This window comes from Coriobacteriaceae bacterium (assembly GCA_025992705.1).
Classification (GTDB): Bacteria; Actinomycetota; Coriobacteriia; order Coriobacteriales; family QAMH01; genus QAMH01.
Window position 1 is genome coordinate 1,680,857 of record DAJPGJ010000001.1, and the last position, 13,711, is coordinate 1,694,567.

At 63.5% G+C, this 13,711-nt stretch carries 1 protein-coding gene (only partly in view); it reads right to left on the bottom strand.

This entire window lies inside a single protein-coding gene on the bottom strand: locus OIM11_07415, encoding a BspA family leucine-rich repeat surface protein (GenBank protein ID HJJ00955.1). The 42,942-nt coding sequence extends 15,538 nt beyond the window's left edge and 13,693 nt beyond its right edge, so the window shows coding positions 13,694–27,404 (codon 4,565, partial, through codon 9,135, partial); reading right to left, the first codon wholly in view occupies positions 13,707 to 13,709. The start codon and the stop codon both lie outside this window.

The window sequence follows — 13,711 nt, forward strand, 5'->3', positions numbered from 1 at the left end:
AGGAGCTTCTGGCTCACCGTGTCGGAGCGCACCGGGGCGATCTGCTCGCCCTGGCCGTTCAGCACGAAGCCGGGCTTGAAGGGCTCCCAGTGCAGCGAGCCGCCGTCGCCGGAGATGTAGCCGGAGCCGGTGGTGTTGGTGGCCTCGGCATGGTAGGTGACGGTGACGACCTGCTCGGCCCAGTGGGCGAGCATCGTGACGCTATGACGCGGGGCGACCATGACGCCGCCGTTGTAGGTGACCGGATAGAGCACGCCGTCGAGCATCCAGCCATCCAGCGTGTAACCGGTGCGGGTGGCGGACAGGCTGCTGGGCAGCGTGACCGCGGTGTAGGGCACGGCCGTCTTGGGAGCGAGCAGCGAGTTGCCGTACTCGTCGAGGACCGGCTCGCCCGCACCCGGGTCGAACTTGATGGTGACCTGCGCGTAGATCCAGGTCGCGGTGAGCGTGATACCCTCGCCGTCTGCCGGCTCGGTCATGAGCGCCTTGGCGGCATCGGCGATGGTCAGGAAGAAGCGGCCGTCGCTGCTCTGCCAACCATCGAAGATGTAGTTCTCGTCATTGCTCTTGGGCAGCTGGTGGTATGCCAGCTCGCCGTTGAGCGAAATCTGGTACGGCGGAGTCCACAGGCCGTTCTTGGCGCTGAACTCGGGGAAGGTGTCGGGGGTGTCGCCGGCGCGCAGGCCCTCGAAATGGGCGCCCTCGTCGGTGACGCTCCATACGCCATGCGTTCCGGGAGCGTAGGTGAGTGAGTAGGTACGCTCCCAGTTCGCATAGACCTTCACCGTGCCGTAGATGGGAAGGTCGGACAAATCGGCGACGGTGCCGTTGAAGGTCGTGCCGTCGTCGAGAGTCACCTCGAAGTCCCAGCCCTTGAACGCGTGTTTGTTGTAGGGCGTGGCCGTGATGGTATCGGTCACGGCGCCGCCGCCATAGGGCACCTTCTGCGCGATCTGGTCGGCATCGCCGGTGACCTCGCCGGAGTTGGCGTCGCCGTTGTCGATGAAGACGTCGTAGGTCGCCACGCGCCACACGGCGTAGAGCTTGATCGTCGCACCGTAGGCGATGGTGCCGTCGTCGAGGCGGCGGAACATCGACTTGTCGAGGATGAGCTCGGTGCCCCAGGCATCAAGTGCCGCGGCCACCGCGTCGTCGTCGAAGTTGGCCGGGAAGGCGGTGCCGAAGAGCAGCGCCGCGGCACCGGTGTTGAGGTCGTGGTTGACCGGCTTGGTGGACCAACCGAGGAATTCGAAGCCGTTGGCCGTGTAGCGGTTGGGGGCCAGCGCGACCTCGACGCCAAAGCTCATGCCCTGGACGTCCATCTCGCCGCCGTTCTTGAACTCGACGTCACCGTACTTGGGCTGCGTCGGGAAGTTGGGCTCGAAGTCGATGAAGTAACCGGCCGTCGCCCACACCGCGTAGTAGATGCGGTCCTCGGTGACCACGATGTCGGAGAGGTCGACCTGGCCGATCGTGAGCCACTGGCCGGTGGCATAGTCAAGGTACGTCCAACCGGCGAAGCTGTAGAGCTTGTTGTCGATGCTGCGCGGCTGGCCAAAGGTCATGCCATTATAGGCAGGCGTGGGCGAATCGGGGGCGACGTGGGCAAACAGCGTCTTGCCCTCGATGCCGTCGATGTCATGGCTGTGGTCATGGTCGCCGTAGAAGTCGCCGAAGATGCCGACGCCGATCTCTTCCCTACCCTCTTTGTACTGGATGGCAAAGCCGTCCTTCCAGATGGCGGTGAAGGTGATCTTGCCCTTGACCTCCCAGTTGGCAACCTCGTCGAGGGTGAGGTTGGTGTAGGTGTTGGTGGTCGAGACGCCATCGACGGTCACGACCTCCTCGGCGTTCCAGCCGGCCAGGTACTTCTTGTGCGCGGGCTGGATGGCGAGCTTGTCGTAGGCCACCACGTCGCCGATGTAGATGTCCTGCTCGTAGGCACCACCGATGACGCCCTCGTTGGGATCGGGCGTGGTGAAGACCACGTGCTGGGCCTCGGTACGCCAGCGGGCCGTGAAGACGACGACGGCGGTGCCGTTGAGGTCATCGGAGAAGTTCTTGTACCAGCCGGGCTCATGCGGACCGTCGACGTCCACGTACCAGCTCTGGCCACCGGTGACGTACCAGTCGACGAACTCGTAACCCGGCGCGGTGAAGCGCTGCAGGGCGTCGAACATCTCGTCCCAGGCCACCTCGAACTCGAAGTAGGGCATGTTGTTGGCGTCGTACTTGAGGAACTCGTCAAAGGCGTAGTCGGCGATGACGTTGGCCGCGGGGACCTCGCCGGGCAGGATCTGCACGGTGTAGCTGATCGGGCGCCAGTTGGGCTCGAGGGTGATCTCGTAGTTGGGCATCTCGAAGGTCGCGCCGAAGTCCACGAAGACCGGCGTGCCGTTGTCGGTGTAGTACTTCCAACCGGCGAAGTTGTAACCCTCGCGATGCGCGTTGTGCGTGTCGGTAGACTGCAGGGCGGTGACCTGATCACCGTAGATGTGCTTGATGCCGTTGAGGTTATCGTCGATGTAGCCCAGGTAATGCTCGCCGTAGAAGTCGTTCTGGTCGGTCAGCACGTAGTTGACCTTGTAGCCCGTCATGAGCCACACGGCGTACAGCGTGATGATGGACTGGCCCTTGGGCACGATCGAGGTGATCTGCGCGCCATCGACGTAATCGCGGGCTTCACGGGCCGCGTCGCCATCGACGAAGTAGTCGTGCTTCTCCTTGGACCAGCCGAGGAAGGTGAAGCCCTTGCGCTGCAGGCGCTCGTTGTTCTCAGTCAGGTAGGTGGTCTCGTCATAGCCCACGTACTGGTCGGGAATGCTGCCGGACTCGGCGCCGTTGGAGTCATAGCGGATCGTGTAGGTGTCGTAGGCGAACTTCGCGTACCAGATGGTGCCGTCGACCCAGGCCTCGTTGGCGGTCTTGGTGGGCACGAGGTTCTCGGAGGTCCACACGAGGCGACCGGAGGCGTCCACCCAGCCGATGAAGGCGTAGCTCTTGGACGGGGTGGCGATCGAGCCGGTGGGGACGCCCGTGGCCGAGTCGATGGTCTCCTCGTAGACGCTGACGGTACCGCCGACGCCCTGCCAGACGCCGTAGTGCAACGTGGCGTTCTTGGGGATCCACCAGGCGTAGACGTTCATGTCGGTGACGCGGTAATCGAAGTTCATGAGCGCGGCGAACTCGGCCACGGTCATGCCGTAGGTGCCCTTGACGCCGTTGGGGGCGCTAACAGCCGGGACACCGGTGTTGTCCTCGGAGTACCAGCCGTTGAAGGTGCGGCCGTCCCAGGTCGGGTCTTCCTCGGGAATGACGGAGGCCTCGTCCCAGTGCAGGCGCGCCGGCGAGATGTAGGTGCCGCCGTCGGTGATGTAGTGGATCTTGTAGACGAGCTCGGTCCAGACGGCGTACAGCGTGATGTCGTCGCCATCCAGCGTGATCTCCTGCTTGGTGCCGTCGTCGTTGACGCCCAGGTAGGCGATGAGGGCAAGCTCGGCCTTCTCGGGGCTCAGGGCCCAACCCTCGAAGCGCCAGCCCGGACGGAACAGGTCGTCGCCGTTGGCCAGCTCGATGGTGTTGCCGGACTCGACGGAGAGGATGACGGGGGCACCGGTACCGACGCGGTTCTCGCCGCCGTAGTTGGGGTTGGCCCAGTTCTCGATGCCGAGCTCGTTACCCTCGTCGTCAGTGCCGAGCTGGTAGGTGATCTTGATGTTGCGGGTCCACAGTGCGGTGAAGGTGACCGAGGACTCCTCGACCCTGAAGCCGGGGAACGGGAAGGGGTCGCCGGGGTTGATGTCCTTGACCAGGTAGTCGAAGACCTGGCCGGTGGGCTTGCCGTCCTTGTCCAGGGCCGCGCGACGCCAGCCGGCAAAGACCCAGTCGCCGTCGCCCAACGGATTGCCCGTGGCGATGGAGACCATGTCGGCGTCCAGCGCGATGCGGTAGGAGTCGGGAGTCGCCGTGACGGGCAGGTTGGAGAAGGTGGTCTTGCCCTGCTCGTAGGGGGTGAACAGGCCATGCTCACCCGGCAGGTAGCTGACGACGATCGGCTTGGACCACACGGCCGTGAAGGTCGTGGGGCCAAGGATGACGAGGTCGGACGGGTCGGTGATGTGGCCGGTGAGCGCCTTGGCACCCTCGACGCGCATCTCGTAATCCCAGCCGAGCAGGACGTAGCCGGGCAGGCCCTCGACGCTCAGGTTCTTCATGGAGGGCTTGGAGCCCGTGAGCACCTGCTGCGGGTTGGCCACGCCGCTGATGACACCGCTATCGCCGTTCTCGAAGACGACGGTGTTGAGCTTGGGCGTCCACTCTGCAAAGAGCATCGCCACGGCGCCGTCGGTCGGCACGAGGTCCTTGACGGCCTCCATGTTGTTGAAGTAGAAGGTCTCGCCCTCGTAGGTGTAGCGCCAACGCAGGAAGTCGTAGCCACCACGCTCGAACTTGTTGGCGGGCAGGGACACGCTCTTGCCCATCGGGGCCTTCACGTCGTCCATGACGCCCGTGGCGTCCACGAAGTCGGGTGCGAAGCGGATGGTGTAGGTGTTGGGCGCCCAGTGGACGTAGAGCGTGGTCTCGCCGCCGGCCATCCAGTACAGGGAACCGGGCGTGTAGGCAAGCTCGCCATCCGGCGTGCGTGCCCAGCCGTCCATGACGTAGCCCTGGCGCGTGAAGGTGCGGGCGTCGGGCAGGCGCGTGGAGGTGCCGGCCTTGATGAGGTACGAGATGTTGCCATTCTCGTCGAAATCCTGACCGGAATCGGCATTGGGCGTACCGTGATTTGCGTTGAGGGTGAGCATGAAGTCCTTGCCGACCCACATCGCGTACAGGCGCACCATGGCGTTGTCGAGGTTGGAGAGGTTGCGAACCTCGCCCTCGTCCTCGATCATCGTGCCCGAGCCGTCGGCGCGGGTGTTCCAGCCGATGAAGTCGTAGCCCATGCGGGCGATCTGGCCGTTGTTGGCGGGAAGCTTCTTGGTCTCGCCAAACTGGGCGCTGATCGCGTCCATGATACCGATGCCGCCGTTGGTGTTGAAGGTGATCGTGTAGGTGATGGGCGCGAAGACCGCGTAGTAGACGGCGTGCAGCTCGTCACCCCACAGCTCGCCGTGCTTCTTGGTGGGGATGAAGGCCAGCGGGTCGGTGGAGACCTGGCTGCCATCGACGCTCTGCCAACGCAGGAACTTGTAGCCAGGGTTGGCGTAGGCCGAGGCGCCCTTGGGGATGTCGAAGTCGGCGCCCACGGAATTGACCATCGGCGTCGTCATGCCGCCCGTGGTCTCGACAAACTCGCCGGTCTCAGGGTCGATGATGACCGGCTTGTAGCTGATCATGACCTCGACCTGGAGCCACTTAGCGTAGAGGTAGGCGCCCGTAGCCAGGGCCTCGGTGGCGTCCTTGCCATTTGCCTTGGCGATGACGCTGAACGGGATGTCGTTATCGACCTTGGCCAGGCCCTCCTGGATGGTGGTGTCGGGGCTGGAGTACCAGCCGGCAAAGGTGTAGCCGGGACGCGTCGGGTCGGCGACGCTGACGAGGTTCTTGCCATCCCAGGCCACGCCCGTCAGGTCGGCCACGGAGCTGCCGCCCTGGCTGTCGTAGTGCAGCGTGTAGGAGAGCTTGGACCAGATGGCCCAGATGTTCATGCCGCCGGGGCTGCCGACGACGGCGACCTTGTCGCCAGGCTGCAAGGTGGCGTCGCCGTTCTCCTCCATGGACCAGCCCTCAAAGACGTAGCCATCGCGGAAGACCGCGTTGGCCGCGGGCAGCACGACGGTGTCGCCCACGTAGAGCGTCTTGTTGGCCATCTCGGCCTCATGGCCCGGGGCGATGGAGCCCTTGTTGGGCTGGAAGCGGACGATGGTCTCGGTCGGGGTCCACTGGGCCACGAAGGTGGTGCGGAAGGTGACCTTGGTGGGCTTCTCGGCGCGGTTGTAGACCAGGCCGTCGATGGTGATGGGCGCGTCGGAGTAGTCCTGCCACCCGATGCCGTCGCCGTCAATCCAGGCCCAGCCGAGGAAGATCCAACCCATCTCGCCCTTGGGCTTGCCGACGTTGACGTAGTTGGACGTCGCGGTGTCGAAGAAGTCGGGGCTCTGGCTCGTGCCGGCGCTACCGGTGTTGGCGAACAGCGGCATGTCGGAGTTGATGGTGAGACCGGTGAAGAAGGTCTGGTCCTTGGTCTCGATGTAGCCGCCATGGCTGCCCGGGTCGTAGCGAACCGTGAAGGCGTCCTTGTCGAAGTGCGCGGTGAAGATCGTGCGGCCGGTGATGGCGATCTTGGTGATGTCCTGGGTGATGCCGACCTCGGGGCCCGTGACCTCGTGATAGGTGATGTAGGACCAGTAGGCCAGCTCGTAGGAGCCCTTGGCATCCGGGTTCTTGGTCCAGGTCGGGTTGGCCGGCGCGAAGCCGTTGATGGGCACCATGACCGGGTCGGCGTCGTGCAGCGTCACGTTGTCGACGTCGATGCCGTCAACCTCGAAGCTCACCTCGTACTCGGTGATGACGTCCCAGAGGGCGTAGACGACGATGCGCTGGCCCTCCTTGCCGGCGGTGGTGAGGTAGTAGTGCATCTTGCCATGGCTATCGGCTTCGATGCAGTCCGTCCACAGCGGCTCGCCGTTGATGCGCGTGGCCCAGCCGGCAAAGGTGTAGCCGTTGCGCTGGAAGGCGTTGTCGCGCAGCTGCTGCTTGACGCCGTAGGTGAAGACCTGGCTTTCCATGGATCCGACAGCCGTATCGGCGCCGCGGAAGAACACGATGGTGTAGTTGGTTGCCTTCCAGACCGGGGTCAGGGTGACCACGGCGTCCTGGACGGTGGAGAGGTCGAAATCGAGCAGGGCGCCATCGGCGAAGGTGTAGGTCTTGTTGCCCACGACCGTCTTCCAGCCGTCGAAGATGTAGCCCTCGCGCTGCAGCGTCGGGTCGACGGTGTCGGCCGTGAGCGAGGTGAGGCGCAGCTTGATGCCGGTGGTCTTGGTCTGGTCGGCGGGCACCGTGCCAACGGAGCCGTCGTTGGGCATCTCGTAGTGGATGGTGTAGGTGGCGGCCTTGAAGGCAGCGGTGAAGCTCGCGTTCGCGGGCCACAGGGTGCCGGTGGGCAGCACCATGGACAGGCTGCAGCTGCCATCGGAGTTCATGGTGATGGTGACGCCGTTGCCCGCGATGATTGGGTCGCCGGTCACGGTGTCGCGCCACTCGAGGAAGGCATAGCCGGGCTTCGGGCGGGCGATGACGGTGGTGATTGTCGGGGACACGCGGTCGAAGGTGAGCGTGAGACTCGGCTTGCTGTTGGTGGACTCGGGCGTCGAGACGGTACCGCCGGTCTGGGCGATGTAGGTGAAGGTGGAGGTCTGGGCCTGCCACTGGGCGGTCAGCGTGATGACGTCGTTGGCGCTCGTGAGGTCCTTGTAGGCGGTGCCGGCCTTGAGCACGCGCGGAACCTGCTCGTCGGTGAGCCAGCCCACGAAGATGTAGCCCGGCAGCGAGAAGTCGGTGCCGGCGGGAGCCTCGAACGCCGTGCCGAAGGCGGCATGCTCGTCGGGACGGGCGCCCACGGCGACCTCGCCGTGCTTGCCCTGGCCGCCGGCAAAGACGATCTCGTACTCGTTGGGCTCGAAGTGCGCCGTGAAGGTGGCGTCGACCCACAGGCCATCGCCCAGCGTATTGAAGGCGATGCGGGTGATCTCGTCGATGGGAAGCAGCGAGTCGTCCCAGCGCCAGGTCGGGTCGAAGTCCACGGTCCAATGCGAGAAGTGGTAATGACCGTCGCTAATGGGGTTGGTCTGGACGAAGTTGTGCTTGGTCGTGTCGTCGCCGGGCACCGTCTGGGTGATGGACGGGCTCGTGCCCACGCCGCCCAGGCCGTTGTAGCCGTTGCCATCGGTGGTGAAGACGAGGTCGACGTTGCCCACGACCCACTCGGCGTGCAGCGTCGTGACCACCGAGGTGTCGGCGGAGGCGGCGATGGTGCGGAACATGGTCTCGGCGGTGATCAGGTAGTTGCCCTGGTCGTCGAGGATGATCTTCTCCTCCACGCCGTTGACCAGGCGCGTGGCGTACCAGCCAGCCAGTCGATAGCCATGCTTGGTCATCTGGTCGGCGTCCGTCGGCATGAGGTTCTTGTCCTCGTAGCCCACCTCGCGCGGAGCCGGCGTGTAGGAGCCCCCTGCGGGGTCGTAGATGAGGTTGTAGCCGGTGAGCGGCGTCCAGCAGGCATAGAAGACGATCTCGGTGTTGCCGGGAGCGCCGGCGTTGGCGTCAAAGAGGCGCAGCGTGTCGCCAAAGGCGACCTTGTGCTCGGTGGTGATGACCTGCGGCTCGTCGCCTTCCTCGCCCTCGATGGTCTGGCGCGTGTAGTACACCCAGCCGGACAGCTCGTAGCCCGGACGCACGAACGGGGCCTGGATGGTGACGCCCTCCTCGACGGCGTTCTCGGCCGTGCCGTCCCAGATGAGGCGGTCGCTACCGATGAGGTCGGCGCCGGCGCTGTGGGCACGACCGGTCGAGATGGCCGCATCCGGGCCGAGCGGGTAGTTGCCCTCGCCCGTGTCGAGCACGTAGGTCATGGTCACGTAGGCATCGCGGTACCACTGCGCCCAGAAGGTGATGGACTCGGCGTACTCGGCGAGGTACTCGCTGCCGAGCTGCCACTCGTCGCCCGTGCCATCGGCCTTGGTGTTCCAGTACATGAGGTTGTAGCCGGCACGATGCCAGGTCGGGTCGCTGTCACGGGTGGGCAGCGTGTAGGTCAGGCCGCGCTCGAGGAAGATGGTCTCGAGATTGCCGGTGACCGAGTTGTCGCCGACGTTCTTCTCGAAGTAGAGCAGCGTGCCGTTCTTCCACTCCCAGGTGACCAGGCCATGGTCGTTGCCGCCGGCCGGGTAGTAGGCCTGGATCTCGGTGTTGTTGAGGAACTGGCCCACGTAGGCCGGGTTCTTGTCAGTCGGGACGGTCTCGACCGACATCGCGATCCAGCGCCCGGCGCCATGGTCGGGCAGGGTCGAGAGCACGCGCAGCGAGGAGTCGTCGTTGACGGTGAGCTCCTTGAGGCGCACGGTGTCGGTGAGCGCGTTGTCGATCTTGGCGTCATCGGCAAAGTCCCAACCGCAGAAGTTCACGGCCGCGAGCCAGTCCTGGCCGCGCATGACGTTGGTGAAGTCCTTGACCAGGGCGGTGTTGAAGCCGCTGCCGTCAAAGGTGACGTTGTTCTCGTAGAGGCCGTCCTTGTTGTAGAACCACTCGTTCAGGGTGGTGGGCGTGATCTTGCCCTTGTCACCGGCAAACGAGTAGATGTGCTCGATGATGCCGCCCTTGAGGAACTTGTACCAGGGCACCTGGTCAAAGCCGCTCACGGTGACATTGAGGGCGGCGTCCAGGTAGCCATCATCGACGCCAATGACGAGCGAATTGGGGTTCACCTTGGGTTTGTGCACGCCCTCGGGGCTGAAGCCGTCCTCGGTGTAGTACCACCAGACGCGGTCGTTGCTACCGATGCGGCTGCCCAACGCCCCGTCGTTCCACTGGTAGATGCGGTAGCCGTGGGTGTTGTGCTCGTTGGAGTAGCGGTTGATGAGGTCCTGCGTGGTACCCCACCACTTGCCGTCGAAGAGGAGGGCATCCGGATCGCAGGTCTCCCAACGGCCCATGGCGTCATAGTGGGCGTCAAGCGCCGACTCGGTGAGCAGGCACTTGTTGCCGAGCCTGATCTCGCTGAGCTTCGGGTTGGTCTTGAGCATGCGATCGGTCTTGGCATCGAGCTTCATCTCCCAGTTGGAGAAGTCGACGCTCTCGAGCTTGGGGCAATCGCGGAAGAGATGCTCGAAGCTCACGACGCGTGAGACGTCCAGACCCGTGCCGTCAAAGGTCGTGAGGTTGGGGAACGGATCGTACGGGCGCTCGAGGCCCCAGGAAGTTGCCCAGTAGCGCGGGCTGCCGTCACTGTAGTAATGGTCGTAGCCATATCCGTTGGCATTGCGATAGTTGCTCCAGTCGCCGAGCGGCGCGCTGAGCCAATGAAGTCGATTGCCGCCGTCATATCGATCGAGGATGAGATCGGGACGATTCACCGGCGAGATGAGGAGACGGTTCCAGATACCGCGGTCACCGCTGTAGTAATTATAGATGTAAACGTAACCGCCGATATGCCCCACATCGGTGATGGAGTTGCCCGTGGAGCTGCCGTAGCGCATTTCGTAGTAATGGCCATACTTCTCATCGGTGCCCATGTACTTGATGTACCAGCCGTTGTTACGAGAGCCAAGACCACCGTACCAATACTCGTAAGCAAGACCGCCACCCGAATAGTAATGGGGATCATATTGGTAATACAGATAGCCGTTGTACTGAGGGTTATCAGCATGGAACAGGTACATGCCCTCCTCGAGGGGTTGCGTGTAAGCATAGCGCGAGTTGTTGAACCAGTCGTACATGTAGTCGGGCGACAGCAGGCCGTAGGTCTTGATGTCGGTGACCTTCTCGGTGTAGGGGCCCCAGGGCCTCCAGCGCATGCCGCTGATCTCCTTGTTCTCGGCCTCGGGGCGCACGCCGATGTACATCTCGTTGGCATGAACGGTCGTATTGCCCACGACGGTGTCCTCGAGCACCACGGCCCAGGCGGCATCAGGATTATCGTGCAGCATGTTGCCAGAGCCCTTGACGAAGTAGTACACCACATGCTCGTTGAAGCGGATGGCACCGGTCTTGGCGTTGCTCGCCTCTTCGATGGTGGCACTCGGATAGTTCTTGCGCAGACGCTCAGAATTGAGGAACCACAGGGTGTCGTCCGGCGTGTGGTTGTCGCTGAAGACACCCGTGGCCCACATGCCGTCCTTGCGGTTCAGACCGCTGCCGTCGAGCTTGACGGTGTAGCGCGTCGAGAGCTCGCGGATGGAGTCGGTTCCGGTGAACATGTCGGTGACGCTCGGATCGAGTGTGGTGAGCGTGGCATCGCTTGCCTGCGCAAAGCGCGGACCGGTGACCATGACCCAGTTGGAGATGTCAACGGTCTCGAGCTTGTCGTCACCCTTGAACAGACGCTCGAAGCTGCCCGTGTCATCGACGCGCAAGCCCGTGCCGTCAAAGGTGATGAGGCTCTTGTAATCCTCGAACCAGCCCTCGAGGGACTTGGGCGCGATGCGGCCACCGTTGACGTTGTAAGTCACGACGTTCTCGACGCGGTTGGAAGCCTCGGTGTTGATGGAGCCCTTCCAGGGCAGGTCATCGCCAAACTCCTCGACCACGCAGTTGCCCAGCGGGTCGTAGACACCCATGATCAGGGTGTAGGTCTTGTTGTCGTACTTCCACCATACGTTCTCGTTCTTGAATGCGGAGTTGTACACCCAGTAGTACACGTGGGTGCCGGGGATGTCGGTAAGGCCGGCGCGATAGTGGTTGGCAAGCTCGGTTGTCAGATACTTGTTGACGCCCGGTGCGTCCACGTCGTCGGTGTCCTGGTACCAGAAGCCACGACGCGTCGGACCCACGGCCACGATATCGGTCATGCCACTGCCCTCGAGCACGGAGCTCTCGCCCAGGCCCAGCACGCGCAGGTGCTCGGTACCCAGGAACATGTCGGTGAGCTTCGGCACGACCCAGGTGTACTCGGTCTTGGTGGAGCCGTCGGGCTGCAGAGTCGTGACCTTGGCATGGTTGTAGCGCATCGCCCAGCTCTCCATGTGAATCTCGATAACCTGCGGAGATTCCTGGAACATGCCCTCGAAGGTGGCTGCGCTGCTCGTGTTCCAGTTCTCGGTGCCGCTGAAGGTGAGCAGGGACGGCGTCTTGTAGAACATGTGGTAGAAACTGTTGACGTCCTTGACATCGAGCTTGCTTCCGTCAAAGTCCTCGAGCGCCGGATACTCGGCAAACCACTCGGCCAGGCTGACGGGAGCGACCTTGCCGTTCACGTCGTTGACGGTGAAGGCGCTCACGGTCTCCTGCAGGCGCTTCCAGGGCACGTCCGCGGCCACCTCGAAGGTGTAGAGGGGCTTGGAGCGATCGATGGCGCCCAGGGTGATGGTGCCGGTCTTCTCGCCGTTGGAGAAGTTCTCCTTGGCATAGGTCCACCAGATATTGTGATTGGAGTCGAAGGTGCCGCCCAGATGCGTGGTATCCCAGGTGTAGACGGTGACGTCCACGGGGCCGGTCGCCGAGGTGGAGGCCGGGTACATGCGCACCAAATCGCCGGTGTTGCCCACGGGCACGCCGCTGCCGATACTCGTATCGTTCTTGACCCACACGCCGTAGTCGCCGGCCTGGCAACCGCTCTGGTCAAGGCCGGTGCCCTCCAGGATGACGTTGGGGCCGAGCGTGAGCTCGACGAAGTTCGAGAAGTCCATGTCCTCGGCGGTGATGGTTCCCAGAAGCATCATGTCGGTGACGGTCGGCAGCACCGAGCGATGGGTCATGCTGCGCATGTCCCAACGCGACAGGTCGAGCTTGGTGACCTTCTGGGCCCAGACGTTGCGGCCCATGTTCTTGAAGAGGGCGCTGAAGTCCGTGACGTTGGAGACATCCCAGAACGATCCGCCGGCGGCAGAGCCGGTAATGGCCATCACGTCGGAGAGCTTGAGATCGTTCTCGAGCATGTGGGCCATGGTGAACAGCGAGACGGCGCCGCCACGACCCGGCGCCCAATCCGCCAGGCCGTCGAGCGTCGTGAGCTCCTCCATGTCGGCGAAGGCGTAGTTGATGGTCTGCAGGCTGCTCGCACGCCAGTTCTCGAGGTTGACGAGCGTCGTGATGGCGTCGGCGTCGTAGAGCAGGTAGCTCATGTCGGTGACGCCCGTGACGTCCCAGCTGCCAAAGTAGGCCAGGTCATCGTTGGTAAGCTTGTCGTTGTTGTAGAGCAGGCCTGAGATGTTGGCGAGCTTGCCACCACCTAGGCCGGCAGTCCAGGTGCCAAACTCGCCATAGGTCTCGAGCGAGCTGTTGTCCTTGAGCAAGTTGGCCATGTTGGTGATGTTGGAGACATCCCAGTGCGAGATGTTCTTGATGCTGGTGAGGCTCGAGTCACCGTTCCACATGTCCTTGAAGGACGTGATGCCATTACCGATCACGAGGCCCTTGCCATCGAAGTCCTTGAGCACGCTATAGCCGCTGAACCAGCCCTCGAAGCTCTTCCCGCGGCTCTCGGCCGCAAGACCCGCAGCGTCCACCGGCGTGACCTCGGACTCGGCGATGAAGTGTACGACGTTGCCCTTGGGCACGATGGGGCCGTCAATATGCTCGTTGTAGACAAGCCAGGGCAGCAGGTTGGTCACGTTGCCGGCTTCATCGGTGGTACCGGTGTTGGTCTCGGTCACCTCGGTGCTCGGGCAACCGGGGTCAGAGCCGATGGTCAGGGTCTTGGCCGCATGGTCGCCCAGGACGTTGGGATAGAAGATCCACCAGACATGCGGATTGCTCTCGAAGCGTCCGCCCAGGCGGGTCGGGTCCCAACTGTAGGTGAAGACGTTGGTGTCCTCGTTGACGCCCTTGCCCGTGGCCGGGTACAGCTTGATGAGCGAGTTGCCGTTGCCGAACCACTCGATGGGCGTGGTTTCCTGACGCACCCACATGCCCTGGTTGGCAAGGCGCGTCGAGATGCCGTCGAGGTTGGTACCCATCAGGGTGTTGAAGCCGGAAACCTTGAGGTAGCCGGTATCGGCACCGAGGCTGCGCAGCTCCTTGAACATGTCGGTCACGGTACAGCTAGTCGTAT